General features: G+C 37.9%; 21 protein-coding genes. 13 read left to right on the plus strand and 8 right to left on the minus strand.

The window, feature by feature from the left end:
- Window positions 1-30 precede the first annotated feature (30 nt).
- A complete protein-coding gene (locus AC3ANL_RS07630) occupies window positions 31-2,187 on the minus strand; it encodes an ATP-dependent Clp protease ATP-binding subunit (RefSeq protein WP_488328629.1) in 2,157 nt (718 codons plus the stop codon).
- Between the two features lie 194 nt (window positions 2,188-2,381).
- On the opposite strand from AC3ANL_RS07630, the gene AC3ANL_RS07635 reads away from it, so the two are divergent.
- Window positions 2,382-3,428, plus strand: coding sequence for a YkvI family membrane protein (locus AC3ANL_RS07635; RefSeq protein ID WP_488328630.1), 1,047 nt, complete (start codon window positions 2,382-2,384; stop codon window positions 3,426-3,428).
- 28 nt (window positions 3,429-3,456) lie between these two features.
- Here the strand turns inward: AC3ANL_RS07635 and AC3ANL_RS07640 are convergent, their stop codons facing one another.
- The gene (locus AC3ANL_RS07640; protein ID WP_488328631.1) at window positions 3,457-4,068 is read right to left on the minus strand and encodes a CPBP family intramembrane glutamic endopeptidase; all 612 of its coding nucleotides are present in this window, start codon (window positions 4,066-4,068) and stop codon (window positions 3,457-3,459) included.
- Window positions 4,069-4,212: 144 nt separating this feature from the next.
- Between AC3ANL_RS07640 and AC3ANL_RS07645 the strand changes: the two genes are divergently transcribed.
- Window positions 4,213-4,332, plus strand: a complete 120-nt coding sequence (locus AC3ANL_RS07645; RefSeq protein ID WP_488328632.1) for a DUF6254 family protein — start codon at window positions 4,213-4,215, stop codon at window positions 4,330-4,332.
- A gap of 58 nt (window positions 4,333-4,390) precedes the next feature.
- Here AC3ANL_RS07645 and AC3ANL_RS07650 read toward each other — a convergent pair whose 3' ends face one another.
- Window positions 4,391-4,579, minus strand: coding sequence for a YkvS family protein (locus AC3ANL_RS07650; protein WP_488328633.1), 189 nt, complete (start codon window positions 4,577-4,579; stop codon window positions 4,391-4,393).
- A gap of 230 nt (window positions 4,580-4,809) precedes the next feature.
- Here AC3ANL_RS07650 and AC3ANL_RS07655 point away from each other — a divergent pair, with 230 nt between their 5' ends.
- The 11 genes from AC3ANL_RS07655 (at window position 4,810) to AC3ANL_RS07705 (ending at window position 14,679) form a co-directional block, all read left to right on the plus strand.
- The gene (locus AC3ANL_RS07655) at window positions 4,810-5,004 is read left to right on the plus strand and encodes a hypothetical protein (protein ID WP_488328634.1); all 195 of its coding nucleotides are present in this window, start codon (window positions 4,810-4,812) and stop codon (window positions 5,002-5,004) included.
- Between the two features lie 55 nt (window positions 5,005-5,059).
- Window positions 5,060-6,550, plus strand: coding sequence for a glycerol kinase GlpK (glpK, locus tag AC3ANL_RS07660; protein WP_488328635.1), 1,491 nt, complete (start codon window positions 5,060-5,062; stop codon window positions 6,548-6,550).
- 122 nt (window positions 6,551-6,672) lie between these two features.
- Window positions 6,673-8,322, plus strand: coding sequence for a glycerol-3-phosphate dehydrogenase/oxidase (locus tag AC3ANL_RS07665; protein WP_488328636.1), 1,650 nt, complete (start codon window positions 6,673-6,675; stop codon window positions 8,320-8,322).
- Between the two features lie 300 nt (window positions 8,323-8,622).
- Complete coding sequence (locus tag AC3ANL_RS07670; RefSeq protein WP_488328637.1) at window positions 8,623-8,889, plus strand: phosphocarrier protein HPr; 267 nt, start codon at window positions 8,623-8,625, stop codon at window positions 8,887-8,889.
- Window positions 8,889-10,601 carry a phosphoenolpyruvate--protein phosphotransferase gene (gene ptsP, locus AC3ANL_RS07675; RefSeq protein ID WP_488328638.1) on the plus strand — a complete coding sequence of 571 codons (1,713 nt, stop codon included), beginning with the start codon at window positions 8,889-8,891 and terminating at the stop codon, window positions 10,599-10,601. Before AC3ANL_RS07670 ends, ptsP begins: the two co-directional genes overlap by 1 nt.
- Before the next feature lie 229 nt (window positions 10,602-10,830).
- On the plus strand, window positions 10,831-10,977 hold the full coding sequence (locus tag AC3ANL_RS07680; RefSeq protein WP_488328639.1) for a hypothetical protein: 147 nt from the start codon (window positions 10,831-10,833) through the stop codon (window positions 10,975-10,977).
- Window positions 10,978-11,087: 110 nt separating this feature from the next.
- Complete coding sequence (locus AC3ANL_RS07685) at window positions 11,088-11,723, plus strand: FMN-dependent NADH-azoreductase (protein WP_488328640.1); 636 nt, start codon at window positions 11,088-11,090, stop codon at window positions 11,721-11,723.
- A 121-nt stretch (window positions 11,724-11,844) separates the two neighbouring features.
- Window positions 11,845-12,630 (plus strand): SDR family oxidoreductase, encoded by a 786-nt coding sequence (locus AC3ANL_RS07690; RefSeq protein ID WP_488328641.1) that lies wholly within the window; start codon window positions 11,845-11,847, stop codon window positions 12,628-12,630.
- An 81-nt stretch (window positions 12,631-12,711) separates the two neighbouring features.
- On the plus strand, window positions 12,712-13,185 hold the full coding sequence (locus AC3ANL_RS07695; protein WP_488328642.1) for a hypothetical protein: 474 nt from the start codon (window positions 12,712-12,714) through the stop codon (window positions 13,183-13,185).
- Between the two features lie 349 nt (window positions 13,186-13,534).
- Window positions 13,535-14,413: an NAD(P)-dependent oxidoreductase gene (locus AC3ANL_RS07700; protein ID WP_488328643.1), complete on the plus strand. Its 879-nt coding sequence runs from the start codon at window positions 13,535-13,537 to the stop codon at window positions 14,411-14,413.
- Window positions 14,414-14,499: 86 nt separating this feature from the next.
- Window positions 14,500-14,679 carry a hypothetical protein gene (locus AC3ANL_RS07705; protein WP_488328644.1) on the plus strand — a complete coding sequence of 60 codons (180 nt, stop codon included), beginning with the start codon at window positions 14,500-14,502 and terminating at the stop codon, window positions 14,677-14,679.
- A gap of 273 nt (window positions 14,680-14,952) precedes the next feature.
- Here the strand turns inward: AC3ANL_RS07705 and AC3ANL_RS07710 are convergent, their stop codons facing one another.
- The 5 genes from AC3ANL_RS07710 to AC3ANL_RS07730 form a co-directional block, all read right to left on the minus strand.
- Window positions 14,953-16,104 (minus strand): aminotransferase A, encoded by a 1,152-nt coding sequence (locus AC3ANL_RS07710; RefSeq protein ID WP_488328645.1) that lies wholly within the window; start codon window positions 16,102-16,104, stop codon window positions 14,953-14,955.
- Window positions 16,105-16,285: 181 nt separating this feature from the next.
- Window positions 16,286-16,486: a hypothetical protein gene (locus AC3ANL_RS07715; RefSeq protein ID WP_488328646.1), complete on the minus strand. Its 201-nt coding sequence runs from the start codon at window positions 16,484-16,486 to the stop codon at window positions 16,286-16,288.
- A gap of 292 nt (window positions 16,487-16,778) precedes the next feature.
- Window positions 16,779-17,276, minus strand: a complete 498-nt coding sequence (locus AC3ANL_RS07720) for a YkyB family protein (RefSeq protein WP_488328647.1) — start codon at window positions 17,274-17,276, stop codon at window positions 16,779-16,781.
- A 73-nt stretch (window positions 17,277-17,349) separates the two neighbouring features.
- Window positions 17,350-18,228: a metallophosphoesterase gene (locus AC3ANL_RS07725; RefSeq protein WP_488328648.1), complete on the minus strand. Its 879-nt coding sequence runs from the start codon at window positions 18,226-18,228 to the stop codon at window positions 17,350-17,352.
- 156 nt (window positions 18,229-18,384) lie between these two features.
- On the minus strand, window positions 18,385-19,233 hold the full coding sequence (locus AC3ANL_RS07730) for a C39 family peptidase (RefSeq protein WP_488328649.1): 849 nt from the start codon (window positions 19,231-19,233) through the stop codon (window positions 18,385-18,387).
- Window positions 19,234-19,319 lie beyond the last annotated feature (86 nt).

The following is a 19,319-nucleotide window of genomic DNA, read 5'->3' on the forward strand; positions in this document are numbered from 1 at the left end:
AAAGCGAAGCCGCGTGGCTTCGCTTTTTAGTTATAAAACTGGAACAGGTTCCGATATTACTTTTAATTCTCCATCTTCCACTATGGTAGATAATTTTTTTGCATCTGGCTGATCCAAGATAAAATCAGCAATTTTGTCTTCCAATTGTTCTTGGATCACCCGACGGAGTGGACGGGCTCCAAAAGCAGGATGGTAGCCAAGTTCAGCTAATTTTTCTTTTGCTGCCATTGTAATCGAAAATTCTATTTGTTGCTCTGCTAATGTTTCTTGTAATTCATTTAACATTAGATCAACAATATACAAAATATGATCTTTATCGAGAGCATTAAATTCAATAATACTATCAAAGCGATTTAAAAACTCTGGTTTAAAGAAGCTTCCTAGGGAGTCAAGAATACTAGCTTCTTCAATGGCTTCATTGGCTCCAAAACCAACGTGGATCGTTTTGCGACTAATGCCTGCATTGCTTGTCATGATTATGACAGTGTCTTTAAAGCTGACGATTCTTCCTTGGCTATCCGTTAAACGGCCATCTTCAAGAATTTGCAGGAACATATGCTGTACATCTGGATGTGCTTTTTCAATTTCATCCAACAAAATAATACTATATGGGTTTCGCCGTACTTTTTCAGTAAGCTGTCCTGCGTCATCATGACCAATATAGCCTGGAGGAGAGCCGATTAATTTTGAGACGCTGTGCTTCTCCATATATTCACTCATATCGAGGCGAATCATGGAATCTTTAGTGCCAAATAATTCTTCGGCTAATGTCTTGGAAAGCTCGGTTTTTCCGACACCAGTAGGTCCAACAAATAAGAAGGAACCAATTGGGCGATGTTTGGATTTTAAGCCAGCACGGCTTCGTCTAATTGCCTTTGCCACTTTAGTTACAGCTTTTTCCTGACCAATCACTTTTTTATTAAGATTTTCTTCTAAATTCTTCATTTTGACCTGTTCATCTTGTTGCAGCTTTCCGACTGGAATCCCTGTTTTTTGCTCAATAATGTCTTGAATATGTGAGACAGTTACGACTGGTCTTTCGGAACTTTCTTCATGATTTAAGGATTTTTCAAGTTTTATTTCCTCATCCCGAAGGACGGCAGCTTTTTCATACTGTTCATTCTTAAGGGCATTGTCTTTCTCACTAGCAATTTCTTTTAAGCGCTTCTCTATTTGATCGTTGCTCCTGTAATCAGAAATGAGATTTAACTTAGAACCAGCTTCGTCTAGTAAGTCGATGGCTTTATCTGGTAAGAAGCGATCCTGAATATAACGCTGAGACAATTGAACGCATGCATGAATGGCATCTTCAGAATAGCTGACTTTATGATAATCTTCATATTTTTTTTGTAATCCTTTTAAGATTTTTATTGCAGCCTCAGGCGTTGGTTCAAGGACATGTATCGGTTGGAAGCGCCGTTCTAAAGCAGAATCCTTTTCAATTTGTCGGTATTCCTTTAACGTTGTTGCACCGATAACTTGTAACTCACCTCGTGCAAGTGCTGGTTTTAGGATGTTTCCTGCATCCATTGAACCTTCTGCAGATCCTGCACCCACAACCAAATGAATTTCATCAATAAACAGGATAATATTTTTCCGTTCCTGTAATTCCGCAATCAATTGTTTCATTCTTTCCTCAAATTGACCACGAATCCCCGTATTGGCTACAAGGGAAGCGACATCTAATAAATAAACTTCTTTATTTCGTAGTTTACCTGGGACATCACCATTTGCTAGTTTTGCTGCAAGACCCTCGGCAATGGCCGTTTTACCGACCCCAGGTTCCCCAATTAAGACAGGATTATTTTTGTTTCTTCTATTCAAAATCTCAATAACTTGTTTTACTTCTTCATCACGGCCAATGACGGGATCAATTAAACCTGCTTTAGCCATGTTACTTAAATTTCGGCCAAATTGATCAATAAAACCATTATGTTCTGTTTTTCCTGCATGCTGTGGAGCGTGCGGATCATTTATATCTTGACCTTGGGGAAATCCCTTCGCGAAAAATAGATTTTCAAATGGAAAATTAGGAAATGAATTTATATTTGGACCAAACCCAGCATGTAGGGTTTGTTTTTCTTTTGTATAGCATGCATTGCAGAGTTTCATTTCCTTACGTTGTCCGTTGATATTCATACTTAATTGAATGTTTGCATGGTTTTGATTACATATTTGACAAAGCATAAGTAAATAACCTCCTTAAAATAGTAAAATTTCATTTAGTTTGACTTTGACTATATTTGACCTTATAGACATAGTATACCCTGACCTTTTTTGACTTTCAAGTAATTTGTTTATAGAAATGGTTACCAAATAGAGAAAAAAGCTCGTCTTTGTTTGTCCCTCAAATCATATATTGATGAGGAGGGGGAGATGGTGTGAAGAGTTGGACGCAAGCTTTTCAAATTGCGGCAGTTTATGTAGGAACAGTGGTTGGGGCAGGATTTGCCACTGGTAAAGAAATCGTTGAATTTTTTTCACGATTTGGTCTCTTTGGCTTAATAAGTATATTAATGAGCGGGTATCTCTTTATTGTATTGGGCACAAAATTAATGAGAATGTCCGCACAAATAGATGCAAAATCGTACCAAGAATTTAATGAGTACTTGTTTGGAAAATGGCCCAGCCGTGTGATCAATGTCTTTATGCTTATTATGCTTCTTGGAGTTAGTGCGGTCATGCTTTCTGGTGCTGGAGCCGTTTTTGAGGAACAATTAGAAATCCCGAAAGCTGTCGGTGTTTGTTTGACTATTTTCTTGTCCTTTATTGTCATGCTAGTGGGAACCAAGGGACTTTTTGCGGTTAATGGCTTTGTGGTTCCATTAATGATTAGTTTTAGTGTCATCCTTATGCTTTATTCCATTCAATTGCCGAATTTTATAGACCATTTATTATATATCCCCCATGCGGAGGATGGTTGGAAAAGTGTGGTAGCACCCTTTTCCTATGCAGCCTTAAATCTGGGTTTAGCTCAAGCGGTATTGGTCCCAATTGCTGCAGAGGTGAAGGATGATTGGACAATCAAGTGGGGAGGTATCCTCGGTGGGTCGGCCTTGACACTAATTTTAATTTCTAGTCATTTTACCTTAATTATGCTCCCAAATTTAGAACTGTATGAAATTCCAATGGCGATTGTAATGAAAAACTTAGCACCTTTTTTTTATTGGATTTTCGTGCTTGTGATCTATGGAGAAATATTTACATCCGTGATAGGAAATGTGTTTGGACTTGATCGACAGCTGAAGCAATATATACCAGTACCAACCATGATTTCTGTTACAGGGATTTTTACTGTTTCCTATTTGATCAGTCTAATTAATTATGGAACGCTTTTATCTTATTTATATCCCCTCTTTGGTTATATTTGCATGACCTTTTTTATTTTGCTATGGATGAAACCATTTAACCCTGAAGAAAAAAAATAAAGAAAGCTCCTCGAGACAGCTGCTTTCTTTATGTAAAGGGCAAAATAACAAAAATCATAATATCAAAGATAATATGGGATACAATCACAAGCGGCATACTTTTTTTCCAATAATAAAGTAAACCCCAAACGAAACCTGAAACTAAAGATGCGAAAACAAGCAAAAATGAACCGGAATAAATATTGACTGAGGCGTAGAGCAACGCAGCAATAAAAATGCCCCATAATGGTTTAAAGTTTTTCAATAATCTTTTTTGGACAAACCCCCGCCAAAATAGTTCTTCTCCAGGTGAGGCAATTAAAACGAGGGCAATGTAGTGCCAAAAAGCTTTGGGTGCATACCAACGGTACAATTGATTTATATTATTATGGAAAGGAAGATTAAAAATTTGGATTGCTCGGAATCCTAACCAAAAAATAAAATATAGCAAGAATCCTGAGAATGCACCTAGAAAAATATAGTGAAAAAAGGATGTTTCATCATCCACGTCTCCTTGGAACATGGCAAATACGATTAAAACGAGGATTGATCCAGAGAAAATGTACCAAAAAATGGTTTTGTCAAAAAAAGAAAAGTAGATAAGGGCATGGGCGATTAAGAACCCAAAAATAAGCCGCATATCTAGGAAGCGTCCTTTCATTATACCTAGCTCCTTTTTAAATCAATAAAATCTATTTTAACAAATAATTTTTTTTAAAGGAAATGATTTCATTAAACATTTTAACCATTTTTTTTGATAAGAACTTAGATTAAGGAAAAAAATAATGAGGAAAGGAGTGAGGGTATGAGCAAATCAAAAAGTCAACAACAGCGAGAATGGACTGTTAGGAAGCAGGACCAAAATCCTCATGGTAATGTAAAATCTTTAAAGCAAATTTCTAAAGAAACAGAAAAAGGTCAATAAAAATACAAGGCAAAGAGAAAAGGCAGATAATAACTGCCTTTTCTGTAAATCTATTACACTAATAAGCGCTTTCTTTAACTACCCTATAGTTTTTATGATTGACAACTGTACGCTGATCTAATTCTAAATCACGGTAATTATCCATATATGTTAGGTCGACTATTACAGAATTTTCATTTACCTTTTCAACAATCCCTTGCAATCCACCACGGAATTCTACGATATTTCCTACTTCTGCTTTTTTCAATTAGTCTCTCTCCTTTGGCCCAAAAACTATTAATAAATCGTTTACATAACAGTTTGCACTAATATACTAAATTCGTAAAGCCTTTTGTTTGACAATTTTGTTAATTATTTCAGATTATTTTATTATATGAAGGAGGTTGGAAAAAAAGTATGGAAAAGCCTTTAATTATAGAATATGAGGATAATGGTTTATACGATACAATATGATTGAAATGGTGGTGTATTTTTAACATGACAGAAGATATGGTTACAGAAATTTTAGATCGACTGATGACAGGGGAACTTTCAGAGTATTACGTTAAGAATGCTGATTTTATGGAGTTTCGAAAGGTAATCGTGAAAAGAAAAGACTTTAAACATTTCCGCGGGATTGGTCAGCGGGGGGGAGATGTCTTATATCAGTACCAACAAGAACCTAGAAGCTAGCTTTAATCCAAATAAATTCATTTAAAAACTGGGGTTTTATAGGGAGAGATGGCTATTGGAAAATTATATTTTATCATTAGATCAAGGAACAACTAGCTCAAGAGCTATTATCTTTAATAAAAAGGGAGAGGTTGTTCACACCGCCCAAAAGGAATTCACACAACACTTTCCAAAGCCAGGCTGGGTCGAGCATAATCCGAATGAAATTTGGGGTTCAATCCTATCCGTGATTGCGGGTGTTTTATCAGAATCAGGTATAAAACCAGAACAAATTGCAGGTATTGGGATTACAAATCAACGGGAGACAACGGTTGTTTGGGATAAAGATACAGGCGAGCCCGTATACAATGCAATTGTTTGGCAATCCCGCCAAACTAGTGGTATTTGTGAAGAACTAAGGAAAAGTGGTTATAATGATTTGTTTCATGCCAAAACTGGGCTATTAATCGATGCTTATTTTTCAGGGACAAAAGTCAAGTGGATTCTAGACAATGTGAAGGGCGCACGTGAAAAGGCTGACCAAGGGAAATTGTTGTTTGGGACCATTGATACTTGGCTGATTTGGAAGCTTTCCGGCGGCCAGGTACATGTTACTGATTTTTCCAATGCCTCCCGAACCCTCATGTTTAATATTTATGAGCTAAGGTGGGATGAAGAGCTTTTAAAAATATTGGGTGTCCCTAAATCCATGCTTCCCTTAGTTCGCGAGTCTTCAGAGATCTACGCCAAGACGGTTGATAGTCATTTCTTTGGAAAAGAAGTGCCGATTGCCGGAATAGCAGGTGATCAGCAGGCAGCATTATTTGGTCAGGCATGTTTTGAAAAAGGAATGGCAAAAAACACTTACGGGACCGGCTGCTTTATGTTAATGAATACGGGCGAAAAAGCAGTCCTCTCAGAGCACGGCTTATTAACAACGATCGCTTGGGGGATAAATGGGAAGGTAGAATATGCCCTTGAAGGCAGTATCTTCGTCGCTGGTTCGGCCATACAATGGCTTCGAGATGGCCTAAGGCTGTTAAAGGATGCAGCGGATAGTGAAAAATATGCTGCGATGATAGAGTCTACAGACGGTGTGTACGTTGTTCCAGCCTTTGTTGGATTAGGAACACCATATTGGGATAGTGATGTACGAGGTGCTGTGTTTGGTTTAACCAGAGGTACAACGAAGGAACATTTTGTCCGTGCAACACTTGAGTCACTAGCCTATCAAACCAAGGATGTCTTATCAGCTATGGAGGTTGATTCAGGTATTAAACTCAACACACTTCGTGTCGATGGCGGGGCTGTCAAAAATAATTTCTTAATGAGTTTCCAAAGTGATATCCTAAATGTTCCAGTTGAAAGACCCATAGTAAATGAAACGACAGCTCTAGGAGCAGCTTACTTAGCAGGATTAGCAGTAGGCTATTGGAAAAGCCAAGCGGAAATTTCTAAACAGTGGAAAGTAGACCAACTGTTTACCCCAAAAATGTCGAAAGAGGCTCGAAAAAACTTGTATGCTGGTTGGAATAGGGCTGTGAAGGCAGCAATGGCTTATAAATAGAATAGGATAAAAGGAAGGCCACAAAAGCATGATCTTATGTTGATACTGTTTTAGTGGTCTTTTTGGGTTACGATATTTATTTACAGTTAAAATATATAACCTCAGGGAGGGCGGCGCTATTTATGAAATTTTCTACCCTGTATCGCAATGAGATTGGACAGATGCTTAACGAGAAAATTTTTGACGTGTTAGTAATTGGCGGGGGAATTACGGGGGCCGGAATTGCTTTTGATGCTGCTTCACGGGGGATGAAGACAGCGCTGGTAGAAATGCAAGATTTTGCTGCAGGGACGTCTAGCAGATCAACAAAATTAGTTCATGGAGGATTACGCTATTTAAAACAATTTAAAATTAAACTGGTTGCCGAAGTTGGCAAAGAACGAGCGATTGTTTATGAAAATGGTCCGCATGTAACCACGCCAGAATGGATGCTGCTGCCCATTCATAAAGGCGGAACCTTCGGTTTGTTCAGTACGTCTCTTGGCCTGAAAGTGTATGACTATTTGGCAGGAGTAAAGAGCTCCGAACGCCGTACGATGTTATCTGCTGCCGAAACGATAAAGATGGAACCGCTCATTAAGAAGGATGGTTTAGTAGGAGGCGGGTACTATGTGGAGTACCGCACGGACGATGCCAGGCTGACAATTGAAGTGATGAAGGCGGCAATTGAAAAAGGAGCGATTGCCTGTAATTATGCAAAGGTTATCGAACTTGTCTATGAAAAAGGAAAAGTGGCCGGGGCAATCGTCCAGGACCAGATAAGCAGCGAAAACTATAGGGTTCGAGCTAAAAAGGTTATTAACGCTGCAGGTCCGTGGGTTGATACGATTCGTGAACTGGATCAGTCAAAAAAGGGAAAGACATTGCAACTTTCTAAAGGAGTTCACATTGTGATTGACCAAGCACGCTTCCCTTTAACACAAGCCATCTATTTCGACACGCCTGATGGTCGAATGATGTTTGCGATTCCTCGTGATGGTAAGACATATGTGGGTACTACAGATACTTTTTACGATCAAGATGTAGTTCAACCACATATGACAGTTCATGATCAAACGTATATTTTGAAAGCGATTCATTACATGTTCCCAAATGTGAAAATTACTGAGCATGATATCGAATCGAGCTGGGCAGGGGTTCGACCGCTTATCTTTGAGGAAGGGAAGGATCCATCTCAAATCTCACGGAAAGATGAAATTTGGGAGTCGAATTCAGGTTTAATTACCATCGCTGGTGGTAAATTAACAGGATATCGAAAAATGGCGGAAACCATCGTCGATTTGTTAACGGCAAAATTTCAATTTGAAGCAGGAATGAATTTTCCAAACTGTCAGACAAAGGATTTACCTATTTCTGGCGGTCATGTGGGAGGAGCAAAAAATTTTCATACCTTTATAGCTGGAAAGATTGATCATGGGGTGGAAGCAGGGCTAACTCGTGAAGAAGCGGAGGAATTAACGAAAATTTATGGTTCAAACGTTGATAGTGTCTTTAAATTAGTAAAAAAGAATCAGGAAGTTGCTAGCCGCTACGGTTTACCACTTTTCTTATTTGCAAAGCTTATGTATGGCATAGAAGAAGAAATGGTTGTCACACCAAATGATTTCTTTAATCGACGAACAGGAGCAATCCTGTTTAATATTGAATCAGTAAGAAAATGGAAAAATAAAGTCCTGGATTATATGGAAGATCGTTTAAGTTGGACCAAACAGGAAAGGGAAACCTATTATTTTTCGTTAGATGAGGCTTTAAAAACAGCCGTTCTTTCTTGATAAATGTTTTTGATGGATTTTAAATGTTTTTGACAGTTTTGTGAACAGAATGATTTTGTGAGTTTTTTAGTTGTTTGATATTGAAGGAAATGATATTCTTTCATTTGTACCAATAAAAACATTATTGAGAGATTGAAAATGAATACATGTTTAGGCTCTTGTTTGGAAAAATAAACCGACATGAAATTTATTTTTATTCTTTAGTTAAAATTGCTTTGGTTGACTAAATGCCGAGAAATGTTTATTTTAATTAAAGCAAGTTTAATTTTTTTAATATAAATTAAAGGAGTTTGATTTAGCATGGCAGAGAAACAATTTAAAGTAATCGCAGAAACAGGTATTCATGCAAGACCAGCAACTTTATTAGTACAAACAGCTAGCAGATTTGATTCTGAAATTACTCTAGAATATAAAGGTAAAACAGTTAACTTGAAATCAATTATGGGTGTAATGTCCTTAGGCGTAGGTCAAGGTGCAGATATTGTCATTAAGGCTGAAGGCAATGATGCTAACGATGCATTAAATGCTTTAGATGAAACATTGAAAAAAGAAGGTTTGGCAGAATAATGACTTTTTTGAATGGGATTGCTGCATCAAACGGTATTGCCATTGCTAAGGCATATCGTCTTGTTGAACCTGATTTATCTTTTGATAAGAAATCAATTGATGATAGTGTTGCAGAGGTTGAAAGATTTCGCAAGGCCATGGATAAATCTAAGTCAGAACTCGAAGCTATTCGTGACAAGGCTAAAGTAGATCTTGGTGCAGATAAAGCAGCGATTTTTGAAGCCCATCTCCTTGTATTAAGCGACCCTGAATTGAATGCACCGATTGAAGAAAAAATTCAATCTGAAAAAGTAAATGCCGAGTTTGCTCTCAAAGAAACTGCCGATATGTTTGTTATGATGTTTGAACAAATGGATAATGAATATATGAAAGAACGGGCAGCAGATATTCGGGATGTTACAAAGCGTGTGTTAGCTCATTTGTTAGGTGTTCAACTTGTGAATCCTAGCATGATTGCTGAAGAAGTGATTATTATTGCAGAGGATTTGACACCTTCTGACACAGCCCAATTAAACCGTAAATTTGTTAAAGGGTTTACAACCAATATTGGGGGACGTACCTCGCATTCAGCGATTATGGCACGTTCAATGGAAATACCTGCAGTAGTAGGTACAAAAACAGCAACTGAAGATGTCACAAATGGTGACCTTGTCATTGTTGATGGACTTAAAGGTGAAGTACATATTAACCCTACACCAGAACTTGTTGAACAATATCGTAAAGTTCATGCGGATTATGAAGTTCAAAAAGCAGAGTGGGCTAAACTTGTTAATGAGCCAACCATTACCAAGGATCATCATCATGTAGAATTAGCAGCCAATATCGGTACTCCTAAAGATTTAAAAGGTGTTATTGAGAATGGCGGAGAAGCAGTAGGTTTATATAGAACCGAATTCCTTTATATGGGAAGAGATCAACTTCCAACAGAAGAAGAACAGTTTGAGTCCTATAAAGCAGTGCTAGAAGGCATGGCAGGAAAACCTGTTGTAGTTCGTACATTGGATATCGGCGGGGATAAAGAACTGCCCTATTTGGATTTACCAAAAGAAATGAATCCTTTCTTAGGATTCCGTGCAATTCGTTTATGTCTCGAAGAGCAGGATATTTTCCGTACCCAACTGCGGGCATTACTACGTGCAAGCAGCTATGGTAATTTAAAAATTATGTTCCCCATGATTGCAACTTTGGATGAGTTCCGGTCTGCAAAAGCAATTCTTGAGGAAGAAAAAGCTAACCTTATTTCGAAAGGTCAAATAGTAGCGGAAAAAATCGAACTTGGCATCATGGTTGAAATCCCATCTACAGCGGTTTTAGCTGACCAATTTGCCAAAGAAGTAGATTTCTTTAGTATTGGTACCAATGATTTAATTCAATACACAATGGCTGCTGATCGAATGAACCAACGTGTAGCTTATTTATATCAACCGTATAGCCCATCTATTTTACGATTAGTAAAAATGGTCATCGATGCAGCGCATGCAGAAGGTAAATGGACTGGTATGTGTGGCGAGATGGCTGGAGATGAAACCGCTATCCCGATCCTTCTTGGATTAGGTCTTGATGAATTTTCGATGAGTGCCACTTCAATTCTGAAGGCTCGTTCACAAATCAAGAACCTGAATAAGGTTGATATGGAGAAATTAGCAAAAGAAGTTTTAAATATGCAAACCACTTCACAGGTAATGGAAGCAGTTCATTCTTCAACAATGTAAATCATTACTCTGGGAAAAAGAGACCGACTGTTCTTCAGTCGGTCTCTTTTTTAAGAAATAACTTTTGAATTTTGAAATAATTATTTATTTTAAATTAAATATCGAGTACAATATTATTAAATTATACCTAGTTTTTTACCTATATCTACTAAAAAATTAGGAGTTAGGTGATTAATAAGGTGTGGAATACATATGATAAATGTAGAATTAGTGGAGGTGAATAGGAATTATGGAGCAAAAACCTATACATTATGATGGAAGTTCACAACTAGGCCAAGCAATAAATGAGGCATTGGTTAATGAGCCATTCCAATTGACTGATGATATGAGAATGAACATTGGTCAAAATCCTTACTCACTAAATACAAACGAATAAATGGTTAAAATGAAAGGATTTGCCGATAGGGCAAATCTTTTTTGATTATTTAGGGCCATTAAGTGTGATACTAAAATGTCTTAAATTTTAATATAGAAAGGTGAATGAATATGGCAAAGGTTTTGTACATTACAGCGCACCCACATAATGAAACACAGTCCTATAGCATGGCAGTAGGCAAAGCGTTTATCGATGAATATAAACAGGTAAATTCAGGGGATGAAATCGTTCATTTAGATTTGTATAAGGAACAAATTCCCCAAATTGATGCGGATGTATTTAGTGGCTGGGGAAAACTTCGATCAGGTCAGGTATTTGACGAATTATCAGCTAATGAAAAAGAAAAGGTTGGACGATTAAATGAGTTAAGTGAGCAGTTTGTGGGGGCGGATAAATATGTATTTGTAACTCCATTATGGAATTTCTCTTTTCCTCCAGTAATGAAAGCCTATCTTGACTCAGTGGCGGTAGCAGGGAAAACATTTAAATATACGGAACAGGGGCCAATTGGGCTGTTAACTGATAAGAAAGCTTTGCATATTCAGGCACGTGGAGGTGTATACTCTGAAGGGCCTGCAGCACAAATGGAGATGGGACACCGTTATATCAGTATTATGATGAGTTTTTTCGGTATTGCAACTTTGGATGGTCTATTTGTTGAAGGACACAACGCCATGCCTGAAAAAGCGCAAGAAATAAAAGATGACGCCATTGCCAGGGCTAAGGATTTTGCCCATACATTCTAAAAACCAAAAACATAAAAAATGAGACGGAAATTCTGTCTCATTTTTTTAATTTGTTTTCCAAGTGTTCCCTATATGAATCTTGTATAATAAAAGTGCATAGATAAAAGGAGGATTGAATGGAATGGATTTAAATTTATCAGGAAAAACAGCGTTAATTGCAGCTTCAAGCCAAGGGTTAGGGTTTGCCATTGCGAAACAGCTTGTTAAAGAAGGCACGAATGTGATGATTTCCGGTCGTGAAGAGGAAAAATTAAAACAAAAGGTTCTTGAACTGGAGTCAATCGGAATGGGAAAGGTTTCCTATCAAAAAGCAGACATTACCAATACCAATGATATTAAACAGCTAGTTTTGGCTACTGTGGAACACTTTGGCGGCCTCCAGTTACTAGTTAATAATGCAGGCGGTCCACCTGCAGCATCATTTGAAGATTTGACAGACGAAGAATGGCAAGCCTCATTTGAACTAAATTTATTATCTTATGTCAGAATGATAAGGGAAGCATTACCTTACTTGAAACAACAAGGTGGTAAAATTTTAAATATTGCTTCTTCATCCATAAAAGAGCCAATTCCCGGATTGATTCTATCTAATACATTTCGGACAGGGATCATCGGGCTCTCTAAAACGCTTGCTTCAGAGTTAGCACATTATAATATCCTTATCAATACGATTGCACCTGGACGGATTGCAACAGACCGTATCGTACATTTAGACCAAGTGTCTGCAGACAAGCTAGGCGTTGACATAGAGACAATTGAATTACAGATGAAAGCAGGGATACCGTTGAAGAGATATGGAACCCCAGAAGAGTTTGCGAATGTGGCAGCCTTTTTACTGTCGGATGCAAATTCCTATATGACAGGCAGTGCTTACCTCGTAGACGGTGGCATGATCAAATCTATTTAAGCTTTTTTCCTTTTTTTAACCTTTCTTAACGTTTATTGCCACTGGATTTTGGCTATGGTAAAAGATGAGGGAGTGTTATGAATGCACAGAAATTTGCGAATGAAAATTTTCCTTGTTCTTGGGATATTCTGTTTAACCAATTTAAGTGGATGTGGATATTTATTTTCAAACGAGTTAATTGTAAATCGATATGCCGATGCATTACTCACTAAAAATAATGAACTCCAATTTAGGTTTCGTATAAATAACGAAATACTTGAAGGACACCAATTATACAAAGTAAAAGTAACCATCCACGATGATAAATTAGCTGCAGCCATTGGCAAAAGGGAAATAGTCTATGGAGAGGATCAAGTTCTAAATGGCGATTATTTAGAAGTTAAAGGGAAACGTGAAAAATATATTTTTATGGATCCCTTGCCATTAAAAATTGATTTACATATCCAAGAGCTTAGGAATATGATTGAGCAGAATCAAGCGGTTTCAATCGAGGTTTTTAACGACAAAGAAGTATTTGGACGTGCATTTCTAACAAATTTCTCATCCGAATTATAGAACTTGTTTAATTCAGATGGTTATGGGAAAACATTAATATGTGCATAAAATTTGGAGATGGAGCAAAAAGACCGGACGACTGGACGTTCCGGTCTTTTTAAATTTATAAGAATTTATTAATTTTGGCTTCGAGAATTGTCCAGCTCCAGCGCCCTAGCGGCTAGTGTCCTTCGCTCTCCGCCCTACGATAAGTCAACATCGAATCGCCTCCGGCTCTTCGTGTTTCCTTTATCTCAGTTGGAGCGCTCCAGGCCATACGCCGCTGACCAGGGCGCTTGCGCTTTTCTTATTACCAAAAAATAAATTGGAGTGTTAAAATAAAGAAAAAGCATTGAGAGGAAGGATTTACTTGCTAACTCCAGAAAATACAACAATAGGTTTTATTGGTACAGGTGTTATGGGTAAAAGCATGGCAGCGCATTTTTTAAAGGCAGGCTTCTCTTTAGTTGTCTACTCAAGAACAAAAGCAAGAGCAAATGACTTATTGGAAAGCGGGGCAATATGGGCGGAAACACCAAAAGACGTAGCTGAGCAGGCCAATGTTATTTTTACAATGGTCGGCTACCCTACAGATGTGGAGGAAGTGTTTTTAGGTGAAAATGGTTTGCTGCAACACGGTAAACCTGGCAGCTATTTCATTGATATGACAACTTCTTCACCTTCGCTTGCTGTAAAAATCTATGATGAGGCAAAGAAGAAGGGGCTTCAGGCAATCGACGCTCCCGTTTCAGGTGGAGATGTAGGTGCTAAGGAAGCTAAACTTTCGATAATGGTTGGCGGCGAAAAGGAAGCATTTGAGGCAGTTCGCCCACTCTTAGAATACCTTGGAACCAATATTGTTTATCAAGGCAAGGCTGGTGCAGGACAGCATACCAAAATGAGTAATCAAATTGCCATTGCTTCAAATATGATTGGTGTTTGTGAAGCGATTATTTATGCCCAAAAGGCAGGATTAAATCCGGAAAATGTTTTAAAAAATATTACCGCTGGAGCAGCTGGCAGCTGGTCTCTTTCTAATCTTGTCCCAAGAATGTTAAAAGGGGATTTTGAACCAGGCTTCTACATAAAACATTTTATTAAGGATATGAAAATTGCCATAGACGAAGCTGAAAGGATGGATATGCCAGTACCTGGATTGACGTTAGCAAAGTCCTTATATGATCAATTAGCTGAAATGGGCGAGGAGAATAGCGGCACTCAGGCACTTTATAAATATTGGAAAAACTAGCCTCCTTTTTGGCCACAAACTGGTAAGAATAAATTCTTCCTGACTTTTAGAAACTATGAAAGAAAATCTTGTTAGGAGGAATGATAATGGCCAAACGGACAAAAAAGAACGACCCTCAGCAGAAAAACAAAAAAGGGTTTGATTCTGCTGTTTTAAATGAAGAATTTGCCCATGAAATGGGTTCCGCAGCTACCAACAAAATCCATAAAGACAAAGCTAAAAAAGAAAAAGCACCTAAGAATAACGGAAAATATAATGGACAATAATCAAAAATAAAGAGGATTTCCTAAAAGGGTCTGACCCCACATTGAGGTGGTGGTTTCAGACCCTTTTTTGGTTAGGACATCCTTCTTAAAAAGATAAGAATGCATAGATTTTGGCTTTGAGAATTGTCCAGCTCCAGCGCCCTAGCGGCTAATGTCCTTCGCTCACCGCCCTACGATAAGTCAACATCGAGTCGCCTCCGGCTCTTCGTGTTTCCTTTATCTCAGTTGGAGCGCTCCAGGCCATACGCCGCTGACCAGGGAGCTTCCGCTTTTCTAACTTTTGATGAAAAAGGTTTCCATTCGTTCTAAGCCGAGCTGCAATTTTTCCATTGAGCAGGCGAATGATAACCGGAAGTAGCCCTCTCCATACTCAGAAAATGCACTGCCTGGAACAACGGCCACTTTGGTTTCTTCCACAAGCTTTTGGGCAAACTCAAAGCTATTTAAGGCCATTGTATCAGGGATTTTTATAAAGAAATAAAAGGCCCCATCTGGCTTAACGACATCTAGGCCCATTGTGATTAGACGCTGATATACATATTCTCTTCTTTTCGCATATTCCATTTTCATGGCAATTGCGTCATCAATCCCAACTGTTAAAGCTTCAAGAGCGGCCTTTTGGGCAATGGAGTTTGCACATGAAACATTATATTGGTGTACCTTTAAGATATGTTTTGTAATGTTTTCTGGAGCGAATAAGAAGCCAATTCTCCAGCCTGTCATAGAGTGGGATTTAGATAGCCCGTTTATCACAATGGTTTTCTCTTTTAAGAAGTTCGCAATCGACCTATGTTTTTTGTCGAACGTTAGTTCGCTGTAAATCTCATCCGCCAATATAAAAATATCCTTGTCCTTTAAATAACCCGCTATTTCCCCCAGTTCCTCTTCGGAGAGGCTTACTCCTGTCGGATTCGATGGGTAGGGAAGAACAAGACAGCGTGTTTTGTCTGTTATAAACGGTTTAATCATGTCTAATGTAAAGCGGAAATGGTTATTTCGAATGTCGACATGGACAGGTACTGCACCCATCATTCGAATAATTGGTTCATAACCAGGATATATAGGGCCAGGTAAAATGACCTCTGCTCCTTCACTTAAAATCGTCCTAAAAGCAATGTCAATCGCTTCACTTGCACCCATTGTTACAATCACTTCAGAGTCGGGTTTATAGTTTAGCTCGTATTTCTTTTTAACAAAATTAGACGCTGCTTGCCTTAATTCCAGTGTGCCTGCGTTATGAGTATAGGAAGTAAAGTCATCTTTGATTGCTGCAATGCCTGCAGCTTTTACATGTTCAGGGGTTGGGAAATCTGGCTGCCCAATCGTAAAAGAAATCAGATCATCAATGTGGGCGACCATATTTGAAAATTTCCTTATTCCGGAGATTTCAATATTTTTAACGCGTTCATTAAGTAAATGTTCCAATAGTGCACATCCTTCCAGCATTGGATTCTATAACGATAGAATATTATGATTATAGACTATTTGAGGCAATCGATGCTACTATCGACGATTTATATTATTGTGTAATAAAAAAACGGCTTGAGCTTTGCTCAAGACCGTCTTTTTAGGGGGTGGGGAGTATATAGCAAATTAAAGCGTATTATTAATATCCATAATCCCAATCAATTTCATCCTCGTGCCAGAAAACTGGTGATACAGAATCAAATTCCACTATTTTATCATTAAGCTTGCAGCTGCAATTTTCACATCCACATTGCTCTTTGATATTTTCATAAAGGGAATGATCGACACCTTCAATAAACGTAATTCTTTGCTCCTGAAAAAGAATGGCGGTTCCTTTCATGCTATAGCACCTCTTTTAAAGTTTATGGCTGCGTATTGATACTTAAGTAATCCTTACGTTTGTATTGTAATGGTGATTGATAAAAGAGTCTATCATTCAACGCTGGTGTTCACAAAATGCTCAAGAAGTTGTTGCAAAAATTAGACAAACGAGTCCAAGAAAAAAAGTGTCTGTCCCAAAACAGTCAGTCCTTCGCTTAAACCAAAATAGATAATTGTAAATTCGACATTGATAGCTGCTTATTTTGTTTTGGGGGTCTTGACTTTTTGTATTGGGATATCCACTTTTTTGTTTAATTATATCGTTCGCCTAACTTTTTGAAAATTGGTTTTTGGTATGTTTGTTGCTTTTTTCGAGGATTAAAAGGTGCATTCTCTAGTTCAGAGATCCCTGTGTAGGTCTGTAATAATGCTTTGGCAGCGTTTAGCGAGAGTGCAGCCTTTGGATTTCTTACACTTGCATCTAATTTTCCAAGATGAGGGAGATCATGAAAATCTGATTTAGTTGGAGGAATATGAAAGGTGTATCTTCCGCATTCGACAAGTACATCAGACTGTTGCTGGCTATTTCGTGGGTGATCAGAAAAATGAAGACCAACCTTCCTTGCTTTCCCTTCTTCAATCAATTTTTTTAGTGACTCTTGTTTCAGTTTGTACAATAGTTTGGGGTTTGGAGCGGTTTTTGCATGGCGATTCACAATAAAGACTGCTTGTGCGAGGTTTTCAATGGTTAAACTTATATTGGTTAGGGGATGTTTCTGATCGTACTTCAAATTGTGTTCTCCTTTCATTCTTTTAAAGCAACTACATTATACCTTTTTTTTATCAAAATAGAAATAAGGGACTATTTTTTAAAATAATTTATTACTTATCTATTATTGGATTTAACGTAAAAATAGTTAATTCTGGCTTGGCCATAAACCGGAACGGCAATCGGGTTGTTCCTATTCCTCTGTTAACATATAGGGTTAACTTGTCGTTTATGCTATAAAGACCTTCAGGATACTTTTGGGCAAAGGGAGGCATCACAAGTGGGCCTAAAAAGGGAATTTTTATTTGACCGCCATGGCTGTGCCCGCTGAGCTGCCATTGGATTTGATACTGTGATGCTGAATCAGCCAGGTCCGGGGCGTGGGATAATAGTAATGTAAAACAGTTCCTGGGTACATTCTTCAAGGCTAACGGTAAATCTGGGTTTCCTAACATTGCATCATCAATACCCAGCAGGTAGATGCTGCTGCCATCCTGTAAATGGATAGGAATGGATTGATTTAATAGGACCTTAAAATTGGTGGTTTCCATGATATTACGATAAATTTCAGATCCGTAGCCACCATGGTCATGATTTCCATAGACGCAATATTTTCCAAGTGGGGCATGTAGATTTTCTAAAATGGGTACTAATTTATTCAAGTCCGAATATTTATTTGGTTCATCCATTAAATCTCCAGTAAATAAAATAATGTCTGGGTGAAGGTCATTGATTTTGGAAACTAATTTTTTAAATTGCCTTAGATTGTATTGAAAACCTAGGTGAGTATCACTAAATTGAACGATTTTTATTCCTGCGAAGCTCTTGGGGATAAGATTATGCTTTATTGGTTGTTCTTGAATATCAAGCAAGGAAGGCTCAATTCGATTGGCGTAGAAATAGCCCCCTGAACTCAATCCAATAACGGTTAGTAATGAACCCGATATTCTTTTTAGAAATGTCCTCCGCGATTGTTTAGACGTATAAGCCATTTTTCTACCAACCCATCTTTAATCATCATTTGCTAAATAAAAAAGCCCATTTGTATTTTCTTTAAAAACTTCCAATAATGCAACTAAAAAGGTTATTTGTAAGTGTTTATTCAAAAAAATAAAAAAAATGCTAAAAAAGCAGTCGAATGACTGCTTTTACTTATAACTAACGGCTCGGCTTTGCAAGGCTTTCCAGGACGATACAAATTGGTCTTTTCTTACCTTTACTTGTTTTCTTCCTGAAAGCGGATCGTTTAAATATACATGATGAACGTCATAACCAACGAGGACGACCGCGTGTAAATCAAGGGGAGTTTTGATATACTGTTTACCGTGATACCATCCTTCCCATCGATCAGGTAAACGGTAATCACCAGTTGTCCAAACCACCACTGGATAACCTTTTGAAATATGCTCTAATACCCGGTCGAAAGGCTGATTGGTTAAGTTTACAGCTCTTCCGGGAAGTTTTTGATTAATTAATGCAATCATCGGTTTATCAAAAACGGCATAACCTGCACGTCTTCCTGTCATATCTCCTACGAATCCATCTGCAGGGTTTCCCCATCGTAAAATATCTCCTCTTGATGACCTAATAAGCGGGTCTGGATCTTTTTGAATGGACTGATATAGATTCATTTTGCTTGTTTTTACACCAGCATAATGTAATACCATTGCAAGACTTGTCACTTCACACCCATATTTTAGCTCAGGGTTTTGTTTAATCAGAATGACATTAAGCATTACGGAATTCTTTTTTGCCGTTGTATTTACGGATTGGTCTGTATCTGTATTCTCAATGGGAAGCACTTGTTTATTTAGCTCATTAAGGGTATAGGATTTATCTTTTGTATTTTTTAAGGTGATACGTTGATTTGGAGCGTTCTCAGTACTTGTTGATGTGATCTGTTGATTAATTTGATTTGTACTCTTATTTGTATCATCATTATAGTGGTTGCATCCTAACATTGGCAGTAATGCTGCTAAAGCGCAAAGTATTTTCAAAAAACAAACCTCCTTAAAAGAGAGCTTGTTTATAGGATATGATTGTATCATTGCTGCTATAATGGTATTCTTTTGGGAAAAGAACG

Source organism: Neobacillus sp. DHD-1R (assembly GCF_057747995.1).

Excerpts from the sequence above, each read along its gene's own strand:
- AC3ANL_RS07680 (WP_488328639.1), top strand. The coding sequence starts at position 10,831 with ATGGAGCAAAAACCTATACATTATGATGGAAGTTCACAACTAGGCCAA.
- AC3ANL_RS07690 (WP_488328641.1), top strand. The coding sequence starts at position 11,845 with ATGGATTTAAATTTATCAGGAAAAACAGCGTTAATTGCAGCTTCAAGC.
- AC3ANL_RS07640 (WP_488328631.1), bottom strand. The coding sequence starts at position 4,068 with ATGAAAGGACGCTTCCTAGATATGCGGCTTATTTTTGGGTTCTTAATC.
- AC3ANL_RS07695 (WP_488328642.1), top strand. The coding sequence starts at position 12,712 with ATGCACAGAAATTTGCGAATGAAAATTTTCCTTGTTCTTGGGATATTC.
- AC3ANL_RS07715 (WP_488328646.1), bottom strand. The coding sequence starts at position 16,486 with ATGAAAGGAACCGCCATTCTTTTTCAGGAGCAAAGAATTACGTTTATT.
- AC3ANL_RS07655 (WP_488328634.1), top strand. The coding sequence starts at position 4,810 with ATGACAGAAGATATGGTTACAGAAATTTTAGATCGACTGATGACAGGG.
- AC3ANL_RS07670 (WP_488328637.1), top strand. The coding sequence starts at position 8,623 with ATGGCAGAGAAACAATTTAAAGTAATCGCAGAAACAGGTATTCATGCA.
- AC3ANL_RS07665 (WP_488328636.1), top strand. The coding sequence starts at position 6,673 with ATGAAATTTTCTACCCTGTATCGCAATGAGATTGGACAGATGCTTAAC.
- AC3ANL_RS07645 (WP_488328632.1), top strand. The coding sequence starts at position 4,213 with ATGAGCAAATCAAAAAGTCAACAACAGCGAGAATGGACTGTTAGGAAG.
- AC3ANL_RS07725 (WP_488328648.1), bottom strand. The coding sequence starts at position 18,228 with ATGGCTTATACGTCTAAACAATCGCGGAGGACATTTCTAAAAAGAATA.
- AC3ANL_RS07720 (WP_488328647.1), bottom strand. The coding sequence starts at position 17,276 with ATGAAAGGAGAACACAATTTGAAGTACGATCAGAAACATCCCCTAACC.
- AC3ANL_RS07705 (WP_488328644.1), top strand. The coding sequence starts at position 14,500 with ATGGCCAAACGGACAAAAAAGAACGACCCTCAGCAGAAAAACAAAAAA.
- ptsP (WP_488328638.1), top strand. The coding sequence starts at position 8,889 with ATGACTTTTTTGAATGGGATTGCTGCATCAAACGGTATTGCCATTGCT.
- AC3ANL_RS07630 (WP_488328629.1), bottom strand. The coding sequence starts at position 2,187 with ATGCTTTGTCAAATATGTAATCAAAACCATGCAAACATTCAATTAAGT.
- AC3ANL_RS07685 (WP_488328640.1), top strand. The coding sequence starts at position 11,088 with ATGGCAAAGGTTTTGTACATTACAGCGCACCCACATAATGAAACACAG.